The sequence below is a fragment of the Candidatus Nanosynbacter sp. HMT-352 genome (assembly GCF_021222645.1).
Classification (GTDB): Bacteria; Patescibacteriota; Saccharimonadia; order Saccharimonadales; family Saccharimonadaceae; genus Nanosynbacter.
Genome location: NZ_CP089520.1, coordinates 148,811 through 165,791, shown reverse-complemented (window position 1 = coordinate 165,791; position 16,981 = coordinate 148,811). Strand labels below are relative to the sequence as shown.

Here is a 16,981-nt window from a genome sequence, read left to right as displayed (position 1 = left end):
TTTAGCCCCGTGGCGGTTCGCCTTCTGGCTCGCCGAGCAACTTCTTCGACTTAATTTCGTAACGCTTGCCCGTGATTTTACTCTCGATATAATCCTCGTTAATGAGATTTACGAACATATCCAAATCATTGCCGTCCATGATAATAATTGCGCCGTTGTCGTCACTCATCAATTCCAATTGCATCTCGTCGGCATAATCCAAAACATCTTCCTGCTTAACTGCGCCAATTTCCAACTTCTGCAATTTATTGACTGTCTTTTTGCGCTCTTTCACCAGAGTATTAAGATCCATTCCCTCCGGAAAACTCAGTTTATATTCCTTCTCAATTTCAGCCACTTTTTTATCAGCAATCACCTGCTTTTTATACTCATAGCCAAACATGCGCTCAAACTTTCCAGGATTAAACGCAAAAATATCTTTACCGACAATCAAAACTTGATTATCATCCGGAACCTTAAAACCAACCTCTGCATTAAATGAACCAAATTTTCCATCAGAAAATTCCCAAGCCAACGCACTCTTTAGCGTCTGACCTTGCTGGATTAGCTTAACCGTGTAAAATATTGCGTCAGGATTATTCGGATCAGTAAATCGCGCCACAATCCCCTTCATACGCTTAAACTCGTGCTCAGTTTCCGAAAACTCCATGATGTCATGACGTTCATGCTCAATCAAATGAATCAGCGTCTCGGCTCGCCCAACCTTTTCCAAATCAGTCCTCAATAGAACATTATCTTCTAATTCACTCAATTCATAATCACGAACACTCAGTCCAGTGCCCGCACCCAAATTGACCTGATTGATATAATCAAACAAGAACAACGGTCTGAGCTGCTGCTCAACATCGCCTTTTATCGGCATAAAATATGGCGTGTAATTTTTGCTAAATAAGAACAGCTCTATCTGTAAATCATTCTTTTTTGCGTCATTTTGATTTGCCCACAAAAAGATATCAGTCGTTTCCCTCACTTCTTCCATTTTTCTAGTATAGCAATTTTTATCAGATGTCGCTAGCTGTTATTTTGTCAATCTCTCGCCTTCACGCGCCCGATTAGCCCATTCGTCAGCCAATTCGTTTCCTTCGTCGCCTTCATGGCCACGCACCCAACGCAAATCCGCCTGAGAGTTTGAATATAATTCGTACAGTTCACGTACAATATCCAGATTTTTAATCTCGCCGCCCTTCTTCGTCCAGCCGCGCTTTTCCCATCCCGGCGCCCACTTGGTAACCACGTTAATCCAAAATTCACTATCAGAATAAATCACACACGGCGCGCCATTAGCGTCTTTCAATGCCGCAATTAAAGCTTTGCCCTCCATGCGAATATTGGTGGTATCGCCATCTTCCGACCCCAAAATATAAGGCTGAAGATCACGAATAACCGCAAACCCACCTGGACCGGGATTTGGCGAAGCAGAGCCGTCAGTATAGTAAGTCGTCATTAGTATGATTATATCACGCGCAAGTCATTAATTGTCAGCCCGTAGAGCAATCAGGTTCTCAATAAACTCATCTTCATTAGACAGAGACTTCGGATTAAGTCCAAGGTTACCAGTGTTTTTGCTATCTATCATATCGTAGCGTCGCTTATGTAGATCCCCCAAGACCTTTTTCGCAAGATTGATTATCGTCATTCTATCGTAACGCTGGCGAGCCGTTTCTTTTTCTAGATAGTCTTTACCAAAACCCAGAGATTGTAGATATTTATAAATAAGATGAGATTTTTCTTCCACTCTCGAACTACGTCGCTCGTCTTTTGTGACAAACTGTATTTCAACTGGAGTCTCAACACCGTCAATATCCACAGCAAATGTTACTTTGGATACTTCATAGATAGAATATCCTCGTTTTTCGCACTTTTCATCGGTATCAATTTTTATCAAATACTCATCCGAACTAACGCCCAATTCACGAAGATTACGCTCCACAATATCAACATATTCTTTAGTTCCCTGGATATATACCGGTCTGTTTTTACTCCGAGCACATACTGGTCTAAACTCCTTCAACCTATCAGCAATAAAATGCGCAAAATCACGAGCTATCGTTTTACGGTCTCTAGATATCACCATCATACCTACAATATCCATAATTCCGTCACCGCCCTTAAGTTTATCCGCAAGCGATCCTACAGTTTTAATGCGCCAGTTTCCAGCAACCATATTGCCATATTCGGTATCAGCCGCAAATTCCCCCATGTGAGTAGAATATTCGCCAGAATCCTCATCTTTACGAATAGCATAATTGATAGTACCGTCATTCACACCAAATATCTTGTCTGCAATTTCGTCCATGCCGACCTGTAGAACCCTATCTTGTGTCTCTTTAGCACTTTTAACAAGGTCTTCCTTACCTTGACCAATTAGTCGTCTTACTTTAGCCGCACTACGTAGTTCTGCAGCAAAAGCCTCATACCCCATCGCCTCAAGAATTGGAGCATAGAATGACTCAGCTTCCAGCACATCCTGTAAAGCTGCAGATTCCCTCTTTGACGACGGATGCTGCAAATTATCCATTATCTCGGCGCCTTTTATTATAAACGACTCGATATTAACCTTATCCATCTCCATTCCCATATGGTTGAAATCTAATAATGGCTGAGCAATCTCTTCTTTGGCAATTCTAGCCATCTGCCTGCGATGATGAGCCGCACTTTGTTCAATTTTAGCCATATCAGCCAGTAAACTTGCGGAATATTCCAACTGATCATGGCTAATCTTTTCATCATCCATAAACTCATAAAGTGCATCTGCGGCATTCCTGGCCCACACATCGTTATATTTCGTGCTCTTTTTATTAAACATCCTATCAGCAACGTCGTGAATCAACGACAACGAAGCTGCCTCTGGTGGTAAATCGTCACCCGTATATGCTTTTACGATCTTATGCACTCGGTAAGCATGATCCTTAAAATCTTCACGCTCACCTTCAGTGCAACTAATATAGCCGTCTAAAACCTTACGGCATGACTCATGAAAAACCTCTTCTGCAGGTATAATCTCTTTTTCGTTCAAAATACAATTTTCACTTGACACAACCCTTGTATTATATCATAGTAATGGGAAATTATCAAGCCCTGGAATCTACGCAAAATAAATCCGCATCAATTCGCGCGCTACCCTGTCGGCGTCGTGACGAATCAAGCTGCGCTGAGCCGCCAACGGATCGCTGTTGGAATTCGTATTGACCCACACGTCATCAGCAATCAAACGCTTGCCCGACGCATAATAATGCTTTTTCTTCAGCAATTCCTTATCCCACTCGACCAAATATTCGCCGTCGTGAGCATATTTCTTTATCAATTCCTCTGGCGGGCGATGATTATTGTAAAGCACATAATCCATATTCACCCCTGAAAATCGCTCAATTTCATCCGCAAAATCCGCCACGGTAAATCCATCAGTCTGCGTTGGCTTGGTAACCAAATTGCAAACATAGACTTTCTTCGCCTTCGTTTCAGCAAGCGCACGAGTAACGCCTCGAACCAACAACGCTGGCGCCAAACTGCCATATAAAAGCCCCGGCGCAATCACCACCAAATCGGCATCCAAAATCGCTTGACGGGCTCGCGGGTTAATCGTAGCTGGCGGTTTGAGCTCTAGCCACGGCCGCTCGCCACGCGGAATCTTTAGCGACTCAGCCGCGTGCTGACCGTCAACAACCGTGCCGTCTTTCAGCTTAATCGACATTGTCGTATCGTCCAGAGTAATCGGATAAACTCGACCATTGACACCCAAAACTTCGCTAGCCAACTCCACTGCATCAGCAAAACTTCCTGTCATCTTTTCCAGTGCTGCCATGAATAAATTGCCGAACGCGTGACCTTTCATACTGCCCTCGCCAAATCGGTAATTGAACAAATCGCGAACTTTCGGCGAAGTACTCAGCGCCACCAGGCATTGTCTGACGTCGCCCGCTGGCAACACGCCCAATTCATCGCGTAACACGCCCGTTGAGCCGCCATCGTCGACCATATTGACCAACGCTGTAATGCTGTGTGTATATTTTTTCAATCCAGAAAGCAGCGTGAAACTTCCCGTCCCGCCGCCAATAACTACAACTTTTACCCCAAAATAATCATTATTCGAACCATTTGTCATGCTTGAATTATAGCACCTTGGAAAGCCTAAACCAACGTGCCTTTTGGCAACGCCCACTCCAAGAATGGCTGCTGTTGACAATCAATCGCGTTGATAATGTGTGCGGCAATTTTCGCAGGATCGTTGAAAAACATATAGTCAGCTGGAAGATCACGCCCGTTCCAAAACGGAGTTTTCATAGCGCCCGGCAAAAATAGCGCAACTCTAACTGGAAGTTTTTGTTCATCTGCCTGCATTCCCAAACTTCGCGCCAAACCCGCTTGAGCGTGCTTCGTCGCAACATACACGGCTTCATCTGAGCGCGCTTTAACGCTACTTGTCGACCCGATAATCGTCAGTACAGACTTACGATTCTGCGTTGACATCTTACGCCAAGCCCATTGAACCAGCGGCAACGCGCCTGAAAAATTAACTTCCGCCATACTGCGAACGCTCGGCTGATCTTCAAAATTGCCGCGCCAGCCATATCCAGCTGCCCACACAAATTGATCAATATCATCGCCGTTTAAAATCTGCTCGATTCGCGCCGACGCCGGCTCCACTTGATCTGAATAATACACATCCAGAGGAAAACCCTCGCCGTGCTTCTGTGGATTATGAGTCTTGCCCAAAACCAGTACACGCTCGCCACGTTCTCGCAGCTGCTTCGCCATTTCTAATCCAAGCCCACTCGTCCCACCAAGAATAATATGCATATGGTTATTATAACAATGACAATATTAAATGTAAATTCCGTATCTAAGCCTCGGCCAAGCTTCTGCCAGCTCCTCGGCCGAAAATTCCTTAACAGAACCCAGCTCTTGTAAAGGCGTTTCCAAACAAAGCCCAACAGCCACGGCAGCCACTCGCCTCATGAGATATTCCGCATTATCTGAAGAAAAATAGGTATTCTTTTTGAATTCTCCTCTTACTCCCCCTACAGAATGCACACCCCGCTTATCCCGCCAGCTTCGCAACTCAGTTTTACCACGCGAAAACTGAGATGGCGATTGTATGGATGCGGATCGGCTGGGGAGACGTTTCTCTGCCAACATGCTGTGTCCCGAATATTTATCATCACGACTAGCTAATATTATGTCCATGTCAAAAATCCGACCTTTTTTAATAGTCAATCCAGTCAGTAAAGCAAACAGCGAATTCTCATCAACTTCACTAAGGTCGCCTTCAACGATATTCTCGATTTTAACCCTGGCACCGTAATTATCAGTCTTCTTCATATAGCCATTAAATCCTTGGCAATTTCCTTATATTTCCTCCACTCGCTGCCAAAATCCACATTACCATGGAAACGAGAAACGAACTTATCCACTTTATCCGAGGAAAAATGCTTAACGGGAGATTTTCTAAGTTCGTCCAACGGCAATCCTGTACAATGCAAAGCCACAGCTCCGACACGCAAGGCAAGTCTGACGATCTCTAACTTCTGGTTGTAGTCAGGGTTATTTTCGATAGAATCAGGAACAACAAGCTTAGTTGGTATTGATTTGATTAAGAAAGAAGTTCCACCGCATGACATAGGATCATCCAGCAATCTACCATCCAGCTCCACCCTTTCACCTTCAATTCCAAGGCATCCTGAAATAGATACTCGCGCCTCTCTCTCGCCGATTCCACGAACCTTCTCTATCAAATTCCCATGACTACGAACATTGCCCACTCTTCTAGCAAACGCCATAGACGCATTCACAGTTCCATCTTCTTCCAAAGACCAATTGCCATCATAGATTCCAATCAAGCGCTGACTTTCAGCAGTAGAATAATCCTCTGAGCCACTACCAGAGTCAATAAATCTAATACCAAAAGATACACCGCCTGTATTTTTTTCCATGCCTGATATTCTATACTATTTTATAGAAAAAGTCAATACTATTCTATCGGCAAACCCGACTCGTCCTCTTGGAATTCGCTCAATATAAACCTCATTCGACAATTACGAGTCTTGCCGTGCAAAGTCCTCGATCTTCACTCGCCTCTGCTCTGTTGTATCTCGCTCGCGAACAGTAACAGTGTCGTCTTCCAGCGTCTGAAAATCAACAACCACACAGTACGGTGTACCAATTTCATCCTGACGGCGATAGCGCTTACCGATGTTTCCATTGTCATCCCACATAACACGTCCAGGATTTTTCTTAGATAGGTTGGCGTAAATTTCACGCGCCTTCTCCACCAATTCTGGCTTATTCTTAAGTAGCGGCGAAACGGCAAATTTAACTGGCGCCAAATGCTCTGGAAGTGCCAGATAAACACGCCTACTGCCGTTCTGCTCGTCCTCGCGATATGCACTCGACAACACCGCCATCAGCGCCCGCTCAACACCAAAACTCGGCTCAATCACGTGCGGCACAAACTTTTCATTCGTCCCCTTGATTGTATACTCCATGCTCTTTCCGCTGACGCGCTGAATATTCATCAGGTCAAAATCAGTCCGATACGCGATCCCCATCAGCTCTTCTTTGCCAATTGGAAAATCATATTCAATGTCAATCGTTTTCTTACTGTAATGCGCCCTGTCTTCCGCCGGAACGTCCAACTCGTGAATATTCTTAGGGTCTAATACCAATGCCTCCAAAAACTCGTGCGTCGACTTCAACAACTCATCAAACGCTTCCTGCCAATTTTCTGGATTGACAAAATACTCAATCTCCATTTGCTCAAACTCTCGGCTACGGAAAACAAAATCTCGCGGCGCAATTTCATTGCGAAACGCTTTGCCCTGCTGAGCAATTCCAAACGGCAAGTCTGGATAAAAACTATCAACAACGTTCTTAAAATTGGTAAAAATTCCCTGAGCGGTTTCTGGACGAAGATATGCAACGCTGTCTTCACTTTCAGTGGCGCCAACGCTCGTCTTAAACATCATATTAAACGTGCGAGATTTACTCAGTGGATTACCGTCTGGGCTTTTAATTCCCCGTTCCGTAATCACTTCATCCATTTGCTCCATCGTCAAACCGTCCGCATCAACCTCATTGTCTTTAAGGATATGATCCGTACGATAACGTCGATGATTAACCGTATCTTCACATAATGGATCAACAAACGTATCCACATGCCCACTCGCCTTCCAGACTTTCGGATTCATCAAAATCGCCGCATCAACGCCATATATATCATCACGTTCGTCAACAAACATTCGCCACCACAAATTCATAATGTTACGCTTCAATTGAACGCCAAGCGGACCGTAATCCCACGTTCCAGACAAACCGCCGTAAACATCAGAACCCTGATAAATAAAACCTCGACGCTTACACAGGCTAATAATATCTTCCATTTTTGCTTGACTCATCGAAAAACCTTTCTCCATGTTGGCAACATGGCGATTCACATTATTTCCTAAATTATACCATTTTACGAGCAATTTTACACCGCGGCGTGCTGTCTGGCGGTCAGCCAACAATCGTTTATAACCTCAGTTATTCCGCCAATTTGCGCCACATTCGTGAGTGGTTTTGCCTGGATTAACCTTAACAATTTGATTGCGTCTGCACCCAAATCGCCCTGCTCCGCCAATCTCAAGCTTTTCTCTGCATTGTCATACATATATTTTTTATCAGGAAGTAGCGCCGCCGTCGTTACATCCGTGCGAAGATTCAATTCATCACCCAGCAAACTCGCGTATTGCAAATAAAACCACGTTTCAATCAATTTTTGGTTTATCGCAGGATTATTCAATTGCTCTAAAACTTGACTCAGTACATAATACCACTCTGGTTCGTCAATATTTTCACTCGCCGCAGAAACCAATTTCATCACCGAATATGCAAATTGCATCCGATCGTAATCTTCCAAAATATGCCGATAAAAAGCCGATAATCGAGCGGAAGTTAATAGCCCCAAATCGCCCCGACCAGAACGGATAACCACATCACAAATCGCGAATAATTCAATTCCGCCCGCTAATTTACTGCGCTCCCGACGCACGCCTTTTGCGATTACACTACGTCGACCTTTTGGCGTTAATAATTGCAAAACTCGGTCAGCTTCGGCGTAATTCGTTCGCCTCAAAACAATTGCTTTTACTCGCTCACTCTGCCCCGTCATTTAGAACCTCGCGAAAAATCGCCCGCGCCTCATTCGGACGCATCGATGTTTTATTCAAAATCGCCTTCACGCCAAGCGGACGCAAATCGTCCATTTTAACGTCAATATTCGTACAAACCACAATCGGCAAACTCGCCAAATCCGCGTACGATCGCAGTTCATTCAACAAAGCAATCGCCGTTTCTCCCGCCAGCAACATATCTAAAATCACCGCATCAGGCCTCCAATCATCAATAATTTCAATAGCCTGACCACCAGAAACCACCACTCGATGTTCCGCCCCAACATCCGCGGCAAACTTGCCCAGAATATCCGCCCAATTCTTATCATCTTCAACGATTAACAGTTTTTTCATATCAAGCTCAACTGCCGACTAATTGGCATTTCTACATAAAAAGTCAATCCATCACGGTGACGAATCAGACCAATTCGCCCATTCATCGCCCGCGCAAATTGATTCGCCACGTAAATCCCCAGCCCACTACTTTCCGGCCTTGTTCGTACGGTTTTTCGCGTTTCCATTTCATCAAGCAAAAGCCGATACTCCTTCAAACTCATCATCGGTCCAAAATCTCGCACGCTCATCCTTACGGCATCTTTTGTCGCCTTAACCGAAACCTTAATTTCCGACCCATCCTCTGTATATGCCAGTGCGTTATTCAAAAAGTTCGCTAAAATTCGCCCCAAAAGTGTTCGGTTCGCTAATATCAATTGACTATTTCGACTGCTCTTAGGCCAGCTAACTTTTCGCCCATAAAGCACTGCGTTGAACTTCGTTTCCATCGCTACTTGCTGGCATAAAGCCAACGGATTAACCGGTTCAAGCGGAAATAACGACGGCGTTAAATTAGCTGAATTTGCCAAATCGATCGTAAGCTGCAACGCCTGTTCAGAAGTTCGAATAATTCGTTGCTGGATCTGAGTTTTATCGGCAGAACTGGTTAAATCGTCGTCCAACAGTAGCGCCAATTGCCTAATCAAAGCCAGCGGCGTTTTCAGCTCGTGTGCCGCCACCAAAACGCTCGGCAATCCCCCAAAATCAGCATCACTCCACTCTTTACCTGCCATACAATTCTAGTATAGCAAATACGTAATGGATTTTTCTATTCAGAGATTTTTACAGTGCCCAATATAGTCTGGAAATCTGGCTTAAACGTATCCGCGTCGGTTGAAAAACGAATAGTTTTATCGCGAACTTTCATCAAAACCACAGAGCCACGCAACTCCTTCTCAAACGTACCGTCAATCCGAGTCGCTGAAATTCCATTAAACTCAGTACTACTTGAGGTTAATTCACCCTTCTTTAACCGTGATTGATAATCATTCAGCACCGTATCCATATTCTTATTGATAATCTCCAGCCTTAACGCAAACCGACTATTTTTATTAGTCGTCGAAGGAACTGAAACTGGGTGAAGATAAGCCTTATAGTCACCCCTATCGCTGCCATCGTTTGCTATATACACGCTCCAAGTTTTTGGATACATGAACGATACTCGACCATATTCAGCAGGACCAACAAATTCAATACGCGGGTTTTTTGCTTCTTCAGAAAATTTCTTCTGGTCTGATTCGGCTTGTTCGCTCTTCCCCTTAGCGACTTCAATCGCAACTTTACTATCAACACTGCTTTTTTCTCGGGAGTATTGCATGTACGCCCAAATTGCCAAAGATCCAGCAATCAAAAACAATATCAGACAGCCGATTGTACCGACCATCCAGCCATTAACTGAGCCACGCTCACTCTTATCTCTCGTCATCATATTGTAAAGTATAGCTTATGCTTTAATTGATGTAAAGATCTTACTCAGCATTAAAATTCTCGCTAAGAACCTCGATATCATGTCGCATATCTTCCAGCGTGGCAGTAATTTTTTTTGACAATTCTCTCGCTTCAATAAACCTCTGTTTCGCCTCATCCAGATTAAAATCATCGCCTTGAAACCACGCGATTCGCTCGTTCAATTCAGCCATCATTTGCTCAATTGTCATATCGTTGTTCACTATTCTCAATCCTCGCTTTCATAATTATATCTTTTGTTGTAATCTCTACAATATTACCAATCTGTAAATCACCCTTGATCATTGCATAGCCACGACGCAGCGCCATTTCCGGATCATACTCAGCGATAACTTTTTGTTGTGACAATGTTGCATTTACAGCCGCATCTACACGGCTTGACCACTGTTTTAACGCTTCTTTTTGCAATATTGTTGCATTGAGCGACTGTTCTTCGATAGCTCTACGAATTGAATCTTTCGCGTCAATTAATCTGTAATGCAAATGCCGAATCACTTCTCGCTTATCAGGAAACAGCAATTGCGCAGCATTACTCGGCGTGGCTGCACGAACGTCCGCCGCCAAATCACATAAGCTTTCATCAATCTCATGACCAATTCCAGTCATCGTCGGAATGCGACTACTCGCCACCGCTCGTACTAGCTTCTCATCGTTAAAACTTGCCAAATCCTCCGCGCTACCACCGCCACGAATCAAAACAATCACATCTGGAGATTCTGACATTTGATTAAAATATGATATTGCTCGAACAGCTTGATCTGCAGCATTCACACCCTGCACATTAACGTTGGCGACTACGAATTTCACGCCACCCCAACGCTCACCGGAAATCTTCATAAAATCAGCATATCCCGCCGCTTTTGTACTGGAAATAACAGCCACCCTCTGAGGATATTGCGGTAATGGCCGCTTTCTTTCAGAATTAAACAAACCCTCAACTGTCAATTTTTGCTTCAAAAGATCAAAACTTCGCTTCAAACTTCCCTTGCCTAATGGGCGAATCTCTTGAACATTCAAACTAAAGGCGCCATTATCCCTAAGCGCCGGCATCGCTCGAACAACAACTTTCATTCCATCCTCAATTGGCGTGCGTAAATTGCTAAAACCAACAAAACATCGAACCAGCCCGTCGTCATCTTTTAGATCGAAAAAAGCGTATTTCGGAGGATAAGACTTGAGGCCAGAAACTTCGCCCTCAACTTCAACCGTTCCAGCAAAAGCCACGTCAAAAGTCTGATTGACAACTGCTATGAAATTACTAACATTAAATCTGGGAATCATCTGGCTTGCCGTATTTAATCAGTGCGTGTTGATAGAAAATATAGCCAAAGATAATCGTGCCAGTAAGTAAAATTGCTCGCGTCAAAATTATTCCAGCAATCGCCAAATCCGGCGGAGTGCCTGCCATACTTAAGAAAATAATCATAATAGTTTCATACACGCCAGTGCCGCCAGGAGTAAACACAAAAATAGCCGCCAATCCCGCCACGCCATATCCAACCATCAGAATCGCCGGATTAACAAAAACACCCAGTGATAAAAACGCCACTGTAAACATTGCCACATCAAAAACAGTGTAAACAGTTCCCCAAATCATCGGTTTTATTAGAAGTTTCGGATGATTAGATAAATCTTGAAAATCGTCCTGCATATCAACAAAAAACTCTTCAACTTTCTTCGACTTCATCACTCGTCGCTTCTTACCCAAGGTTGCAATTTTTACCAGCGTATTGATAAATCTAGACAATTTAGCGGCAGTCGTCTGCATGCGCTGCTTCGACGAGAACATAAAAATTAGACCAAAAGTTAATGCCAAAACCACGATAATCAGCAAGAAACTAGCGGCAACGATATAACGATTAACCTTACCATCGATAGCAAGCGCCAACACAGCAATAACCAACAAAACCAAAAGAGACAAAAATCCCGTAACGTAACGAATCACCTGCGCAAATGTCGAACGCGCCGAACTCACGCCAAGTTTATGCATTCGCCATGTCGTATACGAAATCCCACTAACTCCACCCGACGGAAAAATATGATTGACCAAATTGAGCTCCAGCGCAATCCTCGTCTGCTCCAACCTGGAAATATGATGAATCAGATTCTTCTCTCTTAAATACGAAAAAATCATCTCGCCGCCAGCGAAGTACACGATAATCTGAAACGGCAATAGTAAGAATAATAGCCATAAATCCGCGTGCAAAAACAGATTCCACGCCTTCACTAGCTCATGCCGAGATAGAAAAATTATTATTGCCAAAACCACCAACGTCAAAACGCTCATAACAGCTCGTGGCGACTTTAACAATTGCAACACCTTCGGTAACATAACCTTCATTATACCACGATAAATGTTATAATTACGACATGTTTATAGCTATTCTCGGTCGCCAGCCTGAAATCTCTATCGCTGAATTAGAGGCGGTTTACGGCACTCAAAACATCCAAAAAATCTCCAACCAAGCCGCCACGGTTAATTGCGACAATTTATCAATTGACAATCTCGGCGGAACGATTAAGTGCGGACAAGTTACCACGAAGATAAAGTCGCAAAAATCAGACCGCAATACCCTGCTCCAAGCCTCAAAAAATATTGTTGAAAAATACACGAAAAAACTTTCATATAGCCAGAAAAAAATAACGCTTGGGATAAGTTTTTATGGCAATAAAACAGATCCGAGAAACGTCCAAAAAATCGGAATTATCTTAAAAAACAACCTGAAAAAATCTGGCGTTAGTTTGCGCCTAATTCCTAATAAAACCGCCGCGCTGTCCACTGCGACCTCTCACAATAATAAACTCGGCAGGTCTGAGGCGAAAATTGAAATTATCATAGCTAAGAACGCATACGGAGATTTGATAATCGCTGAAAGTCGTGGTACTCAAAATATCAATTCGTATACTCAGCGCGACCGCGGACGACCAAAGCGCGATGCCTTCGTGGGAATGCTTCCACCCAAGCTTGCACAAATTATGATTAACCTATCTGGCGCAAAACCTAACGATTACCTTTGGGATCCGTTTTGTGGCACAGGAACGGTACTACAAGAAGCTGCGCTTATCGGCGTGAATGCTTACGGCAGTGATTTGAGCGATAAGATGATATCTTACACGACCGAAAATATGAACTGGGTGGAAAAGACTTTTTCAACAAAAACTTTCTGGCAAGCACATCAGGCCGATGCCACCTCTGTAAAATTAACAGGTGAACAGAAAGAGCGAATTTCTCGAATTGTTTGCGAAACATATTTAGGTCAGCCATTTTCCGCACCACCCAGCCCAGAAAAACTTCACGAAGTAGTCGGAAATTGTAATCACATAATTAGCGATTTTCTACAAAATATCCATTCGCAAATTCGCCCAGACACGACACTTTGTATAGCCGTTCCAGCATGGCAAGACCGCGAAGGCAGATTTACTCACCTGCCTCTAATAAAAAATCTTAAAAAACTTGGATATCAGCAAATTATCGATAAAAATCTCTTATACCACCGCGAGGATCAGGTCGTTGCCAGAGAAATATTGGTATTAAAACTCGCAGATATAGCCAAAACCGCTTGACAACTGGCTTTATTTTCGATAAACTAGAACAGATTGTTTTATAGAAACTATAAGGAGTAAAGAATGTCAAAGGTTAAAGCTGGTGGTTCTAGTAAGAATATCCACAACAATGCTGGTCAACGTCTTGGCGTTAAGCGATTTGGCGGTCAAAAAGTTTCCGCTGGAGAAGTTCTAGTTCGCCAAACTGGCGCTACAAAGATCGCTGGTGACGGTACATACGTTAGCCGTAATTTCACCATCCACGCTGCAAAAGATGGCGTAGTTGGCTTTAAGTCAGTCAAGAAAACCAAGTTTACCGGCAAATCAGAACGCCGAACGCAAGTTGTTGTTCTTTAATCGGTAAAAACTTTTTATTAAAATAGCTCCGGTAAATACGGAGTTATTTTAATTACATCTAACTTTTATCATCTCCCCAAACAGATTTGATCTTATTGACAGCATCCAAAATGCCCCAACGATCTCTACTGACTGTAGATAAATCCACAATAACTTCATCAATCGCTTGCACTAAACTGTCCCTACCAGAATACCCCGCATACACGCCTCTCAGTATTTCGCCTAAACCCTCAAGCTTTCTCACTAAAATGCCGGTCGCCTTAGCTGGATCTTTTTTACTATCGACAAACATCTCTTCACTAAAACCTTCATCAATGAAACTATTCAAAATCTCAACCCTAGAAGCTTCAAGCTCGCTAATCCTCAGTGTAAATTCTGTAATTCTAGGGTCCTTTATAGCCGTAGGAGTCCTTGTAATTGACTCCCTAAACTCGCTAAGGCTGCCCGTTAAACTCCTAGCCACACCAGCAAACTGATTATTATTATCTTTGGTAAGTCGTTTAAACTCGTTAATCGCAGCCTTAAAGTCCTCAGGTAATATGCCAGCATTGGTTTCATTCGTCTCCATCGACTTTTCAGTCACTGGGTTTTCAACCGATTTAGCTGCTAGCAAATCTGCTGGAGTAGCGCTTGCCTTATCTGCCTCTACCGGCTTTTTAACTGGCTCAACCGCTGACAAACCTGCTGGGTCATTGACTTTAATCGCCCCAATCGACTCCAGAACCTCTTTAGTCATCACCAAGGCTGGTGGACCGACGCCAGTCTTATCCGTCTCCACTAGCTCTCTAACTGGCTCGTTGGTTTTTACCTTATTCGTATATATCGGCTTTTCAACTCCAGCAGCCTCAACCGCCACACCTCCCATTGCAGGACTAACTTCATCCGCTAAAGACTTCTCACGGCCAGAGGTATCTTCAACTGAACTATTGCTTGGACTTTCTGCACCTGAGTCTGATCCCACCTCTGGAGCCAAAGACTCAATCTCACTACCAACCGGATGCTTCTGCCGCCAAATTTGCTCAGCAGTCTCTGCTCCTTCTTTAAGCATTTCCTCAGGAGTTTTTCCATAAAGATACTTAATATAATCTTCATTTAGACCCTGAATGTCCTCCAACGGCACAAACTCAGTTTTAATATAAGTCCCAACCAGTTTATATGCTTCCATAAGCAGCTTAATCGGACCAATACCCTTCTCAGAATCAGTGTCACACACGACCGACATACCAATAGGATTCCAACCTCTGTCATACTTAACATCCTCTCCGTCTTGACCACTGCGAATAACGGTTAGTGGACGCCTTGCATTATCCGGATCGATATCAACAGGAAAAGTTGCAACTACATAATCTTCCGGCGTTTCTTGTTTTTGTTCGAGGCTCTGTGTTGGTTTTGGTTTTTCCATATATATTTCATTTATACCAAAAAACAATTAAAAAGTCAACCCCCATAGAGGCTGACTTATTTTACTCAACTTAGCTTCTATTGAACACCTAGGTGATGTTTTACACGCGCCACAACGTCGCCAATTACAACCTGAGATTTCACCAGATAATCATCAACACCCAAGCTCTCAGCTCGCTCCCTGTCCTTTGGCTGACTGAGCGCCGTTAACATGATAATCCTGACATTAGCGGTTTCTGGCGTATTACGAAGAATATCCAGAACATCAAAACCACTGATCTTTGGCATCATCACATCCAAAAGAATCAAATCTGGACGATACTCAACAGTAGCAGACAGAGCGTCTTCTCCATTGTTAGCCTCTCTAACATCAAACCCTTCAATCTCCAGTCGCGATCTATAGACTGCTGACAGAGCCGTATCATCTTCAACTAGTAAAATCTTCTTTTTTTGTCCGTTCATACTATCTCTATTTTATGTTGTCCCACTCAAAAACACAAGCTTTATAGCGATTTTGCTTTATCCATCTGAGGGTCTACGCTATTATTGACATCGTCCGACGAAAGATCAACTTTTACATCAGGTTCTATACCAGTTTTATCTATATTTTTACCCTTTGGCGTGTACCATCTGGCTTCCGTAACCTTCATTTGCGACCCGCCAGGCAGCCCAAGCACGATCTGCACGCTTCCCTTACCGTAACTCTTCTGCCCAACCAGGGTAGCCTTTCCATATTCACGAAGTGCCCCAGCCGTAATCTCACTAGCACTAGCACTATTGCCGTTAATAAGCACCACCGTCTTCATATTGCCCAGAATTGGCGCTCCAGTCGTACGCAGCGTTTTAACAATTTCAGAGCCTCGACGCTCGGTCATAGCTATTTGATTGTCCAGCCAAATACCCAATAGCCCTTGAGCAGCTCCAACTGTTCCGCCCGGGTTGTTTCGGAGATCCAAAATCACCTTCTTAACTCCTTTTTCAACAAATTCCGAAGCGTATTTTCTAGACAAGCTTACTGTATCATCGCCAAATCGGTTAACTTTCAAAATACCAATCTCTCCATCAACTTCCGACTCTACTGCCGGAGAAACTATATTCTGACGCACAACCGACACCTCACGCGTCTGACCCTCACTCAAAAGCGTCAACTTAACAGAAGTGCCAATTTCTCCACGAATTTTACTCACAACTTTATCTACCGACCAATCAGAAGATGACTCATCATTCACCTTAACAATTACCTCACCAGCCTTAATTCCCGCCTTCTGAGCTGGACTGTTTTCTAGAGGTTTTATGATAGTCGGCTTATTATTTCTAAGACCAATCTCCGCACCAATTCCACCACCAATTTGACCACTTAATGACTTGTCAAATTCCTTTGCCTCATCCGGATCCATATACGACGTATGGGGATCACCTGCCGCTTCGACTAATCCACGATTGGCACCATAAATTAACTTTTGAGTATCTAATTTTCCGTCATAATTAGCAATCAGTTCTTGATATGTTTTTTGAACACTAGATAAGTCAATCGTCTTATTTGAAGTTCTGATGCCAAATACCGACGCCACATTAGCAAACAGTGCATCAGAGCGAGCTCCCGCCACAAAACTAACAATAGCCACAATAACAAGCGTCAAAAACCAACTTAATTGCTGTCTTTTCTCTCCCGTAACCATATACTTATTATACTACAAAACGCCCGTTTAACACGAGCGTTTTTGTGTATCACT

General features: G+C 43.5%; 20 protein-coding genes. 2 read left to right on the top strand and 18 right to left on the bottom strand.

The window, feature by feature from the left end:
- Position 1: 1 nt before the first annotated feature.
- The 15 genes from LR957_RS00880 to LR957_RS00810 all read right to left on the bottom strand — a co-directional run bounded on the left by LR957_RS00880 (position 2) and on the right by LR957_RS00810 (position 12,279).
- Positions 2–979 carry a Kiwa anti-phage protein KwaB-like domain-containing protein gene (locus LR957_RS00880; protein ID WP_232273115.1) on the bottom strand — a complete coding sequence of 326 codons (978 nt, stop codon included), beginning with the start codon at positions 977–979 and terminating at the stop codon, positions 2–4.
- A gap of 39 nt (positions 980–1,018) precedes the next feature.
- A complete protein-coding gene (locus tag LR957_RS00875) occupies positions 1,019–1,444 on the bottom strand; it encodes a ribonuclease H family protein (protein ID WP_232273114.1) in 426 nt (141 codons plus the stop codon).
- A 27-nt stretch (positions 1,445–1,471) separates the two neighbouring features.
- Complete coding sequence (locus tag LR957_RS00870) at positions 1,472–3,037, bottom strand: hypothetical protein (protein ID WP_232273113.1); 1,566 nt, start codon at positions 3,035–3,037, stop codon at positions 1,472–1,474.
- Positions 3,038–3,085: 48 nt separating this feature from the next.
- Positions 3,086–4,102, bottom strand: a complete 1,017-nt coding sequence (locus LR957_RS00865) for a gluconeogenesis factor YvcK family protein (protein WP_232273112.1) — start codon at positions 4,100–4,102, stop codon at positions 3,086–3,088.
- 26 nt (positions 4,103–4,128) lie between these two features.
- Positions 4,129–4,797: an SDR family NAD(P)-dependent oxidoreductase gene (locus LR957_RS00860; protein WP_232273111.1), complete on the bottom strand. Its 669-nt coding sequence runs from the start codon at positions 4,795–4,797 to the stop codon at positions 4,129–4,131.
- Positions 4,798–4,821: 24 nt separating this feature from the next.
- Positions 4,822–5,319: a hypothetical protein gene (locus tag LR957_RS00855; protein ID WP_232273110.1), complete on the bottom strand. Its 498-nt coding sequence runs from the start codon at positions 5,317–5,319 to the stop codon at positions 4,822–4,824.
- The gene (locus tag LR957_RS00850) at positions 5,316–5,930 is read right to left on the bottom strand and encodes a hypothetical protein (RefSeq protein WP_232273109.1); all 615 of its coding nucleotides are present in this window, start codon (positions 5,928–5,930) and stop codon (positions 5,316–5,318) included. Before LR957_RS00850 ends, LR957_RS00855 begins: the two co-directional genes overlap by 4 nt.
- A gap of 102 nt (positions 5,931–6,032) precedes the next feature.
- Positions 6,033–7,391: a glycine--tRNA ligase gene (locus LR957_RS00845; protein ID WP_232273108.1), complete on the bottom strand. Its 1,359-nt coding sequence runs from the start codon at positions 7,389–7,391 to the stop codon at positions 6,033–6,035.
- Between the two features lie 74 nt (positions 7,392–7,465).
- A complete protein-coding gene (gene recO, locus LR957_RS00840) occupies positions 7,466–8,146 on the bottom strand; it encodes a DNA repair protein RecO (RefSeq protein WP_232273107.1) in 681 nt (226 codons plus the stop codon).
- A complete protein-coding gene (locus LR957_RS00835) occupies positions 8,130–8,501 on the bottom strand; it encodes a response regulator (protein WP_232273106.1) in 372 nt (123 codons plus the stop codon). Before LR957_RS00835 ends, recO begins: the two co-directional genes overlap by 17 nt.
- Positions 8,498–9,214, bottom strand: a complete 717-nt coding sequence (locus tag LR957_RS00830) for a sensor histidine kinase (RefSeq protein WP_232273105.1) — start codon at positions 9,212–9,214, stop codon at positions 8,498–8,500. The genes LR957_RS00835 and LR957_RS00830 overlap by 4 nt, the downstream gene beginning before the upstream one ends.
- A 35-nt stretch (positions 9,215–9,249) precedes the next feature.
- Complete coding sequence (locus tag LR957_RS00825) at positions 9,250–9,909, bottom strand: hypothetical protein (RefSeq protein WP_232273104.1); 660 nt, start codon at positions 9,907–9,909, stop codon at positions 9,250–9,252.
- Between the two features lie 40 nt (positions 9,910–9,949).
- Positions 9,950–10,138: a hypothetical protein gene (locus LR957_RS00820; protein ID WP_232273103.1), complete on the bottom strand. Its 189-nt coding sequence runs from the start codon at positions 10,136–10,138 to the stop codon at positions 9,950–9,952.
- On the bottom strand, positions 10,128–11,228 hold the full coding sequence (gene xseA, locus LR957_RS00815) for an exodeoxyribonuclease VII large subunit (protein ID WP_232273102.1): 1,101 nt from the start codon (positions 11,226–11,228) through the stop codon (positions 10,128–10,130). Before xseA ends, LR957_RS00820 begins: the two co-directional genes overlap by 11 nt.
- The gene (locus LR957_RS00810) at positions 11,212–12,279 is read right to left on the bottom strand and encodes a lysylphosphatidylglycerol synthase transmembrane domain-containing protein (RefSeq protein ID WP_232273101.1); all 1,068 of its coding nucleotides are present in this window, start codon (positions 12,277–12,279) and stop codon (positions 11,212–11,214) included. The genes xseA and LR957_RS00810 overlap by 17 nt, the downstream gene beginning before the upstream one ends.
- A gap of 38 nt (positions 12,280–12,317) precedes the next feature.
- On the opposite strand from LR957_RS00810, the gene LR957_RS00805 reads away from it, so the two are divergent.
- Complete coding sequence (locus LR957_RS00805; protein WP_232273100.1) at positions 12,318–13,511, top strand: TRM11 family SAM-dependent methyltransferase; 1,194 nt, start codon at positions 12,318–12,320, stop codon at positions 13,509–13,511.
- A 63-nt stretch (positions 13,512–13,574) separates the two neighbouring features.
- A complete protein-coding gene (locus LR957_RS00800; protein WP_129632482.1) occupies positions 13,575–13,847 on the top strand; it encodes a 50S ribosomal protein L27 in 273 nt (90 codons plus the stop codon).
- A gap of 58 nt (positions 13,848–13,905) precedes the next feature.
- Here the strand turns inward: LR957_RS00800 and LR957_RS00795 are convergent, their stop codons facing one another.
- From LR957_RS00795 to LR957_RS00785, 3 genes are all read right to left on the bottom strand, one after another.
- Positions 13,906–15,249, bottom strand: a complete 1,344-nt coding sequence (locus LR957_RS00795; protein WP_232273099.1) for a hypothetical protein — start codon at positions 15,247–15,249, stop codon at positions 13,906–13,908.
- Positions 15,250–15,326: 77 nt separating this feature from the next.
- A complete protein-coding gene (locus tag LR957_RS00790) occupies positions 15,327–15,710 on the bottom strand; it encodes a response regulator (RefSeq protein WP_232273098.1) in 384 nt (127 codons plus the stop codon).
- Positions 15,711–15,751: 41 nt separating this feature from the next.
- A complete protein-coding gene (locus LR957_RS00785; RefSeq protein ID WP_232273097.1) occupies positions 15,752–16,927 on the bottom strand; it encodes a S41 family peptidase in 1,176 nt (391 codons plus the stop codon).
- Positions 16,928–16,981 lie beyond the last annotated feature (54 nt).

Coding starts and splice junctions, on each gene's coding strand:
- LR957_RS00880 (WP_232273115.1), bottom strand. CDS start 979: ATGGAAGAAGTGAGGGAAACGACTGATATCTTTTTGTGGGCAAATCAA.
- LR957_RS00875 (WP_232273114.1), bottom strand. CDS start 1,444: ATGACGACTTACTATACTGACGGCTCTGCTTCGCCAAATCCCGGTCCA.
- LR957_RS00865 (WP_232273112.1), bottom strand. CDS start 4,102: ATGACAAATGGTTCGAATAATGATTATTTTGGGGTAAAAGTTGTAGTT.
- LR957_RS00860 (WP_232273111.1), bottom strand. CDS start 4,797: ATGCATATTATTCTTGGTGGGACGAGTGGGCTTGGATTAGAAATGGCG.
- LR957_RS00855 (WP_232273110.1), bottom strand. CDS start 5,319: ATGAAGAAGACTGATAATTACGGTGCCAGGGTTAAAATCGAGAATATC.
- LR957_RS00850 (WP_232273109.1), bottom strand. CDS start 5,930: ATGGAAAAAAATACAGGCGGTGTATCTTTTGGTATTAGATTTATTGAC.
- LR957_RS00845 (WP_232273108.1), bottom strand. CDS start 7,391: ATGAGTCAAGCAAAAATGGAAGATATTATTAGCCTGTGTAAGCGTCGA.
- recO (WP_232273107.1), bottom strand. CDS start 8,146: ATGACGGGGCAGAGTGAGCGAGTAAAAGCAATTGTTTTGAGGCGAACG.
- LR957_RS00835 (WP_232273106.1), bottom strand. CDS start 8,501: ATGAAAAAACTGTTAATCGTTGAAGATGATAAGAATTGGGCGGATATT.
- LR957_RS00830 (WP_232273105.1), bottom strand. CDS start 9,214: ATGGCAGGTAAAGAGTGGAGTGATGCTGATTTTGGGGGATTGCCGAGC.
- LR957_RS00825 (WP_232273104.1), bottom strand. CDS start 9,909: ATGATGACGAGAGATAAGAGTGAGCGTGGCTCAGTTAATGGCTGGATG.
- LR957_RS00820 (WP_232273103.1), bottom strand. CDS start 10,138: ATGACAATTGAGCAAATGATGGCTGAATTGAACGAGCGAATCGCGTGG.
- xseA (WP_232273102.1), bottom strand. CDS start 11,228: ATGATTCCCAGATTTAATGTTAGTAATTTCATAGCAGTTGTCAATCAG.
- LR957_RS00810 (WP_232273101.1), bottom strand. CDS start 12,279: ATGTTACCGAAGGTGTTGCAATTGTTAAAGTCGCCACGAGCTGTTATG.
- LR957_RS00805 (WP_232273100.1), top strand. CDS start 12,318: ATGTTTATAGCTATTCTCGGTCGCCAGCCTGAAATCTCTATCGCTGAA.
- LR957_RS00800 (WP_129632482.1), top strand. CDS start 13,575: ATGTCAAAGGTTAAAGCTGGTGGTTCTAGTAAGAATATCCACAACAAT.
- LR957_RS00795 (WP_232273099.1), bottom strand. CDS start 15,249: ATGGAAAAACCAAAACCAACACAGAGCCTCGAACAAAAACAAGAAACG.
- LR957_RS00790 (WP_232273098.1), bottom strand. CDS start 15,710: ATGAACGGACAAAAAAAGAAGATTTTACTAGTTGAAGATGATACGGCT.
- LR957_RS00785 (WP_232273097.1), bottom strand. CDS start 16,927: ATGGTTACGGGAGAGAAAAGACAGCAATTAAGTTGGTTTTTGACGCTT.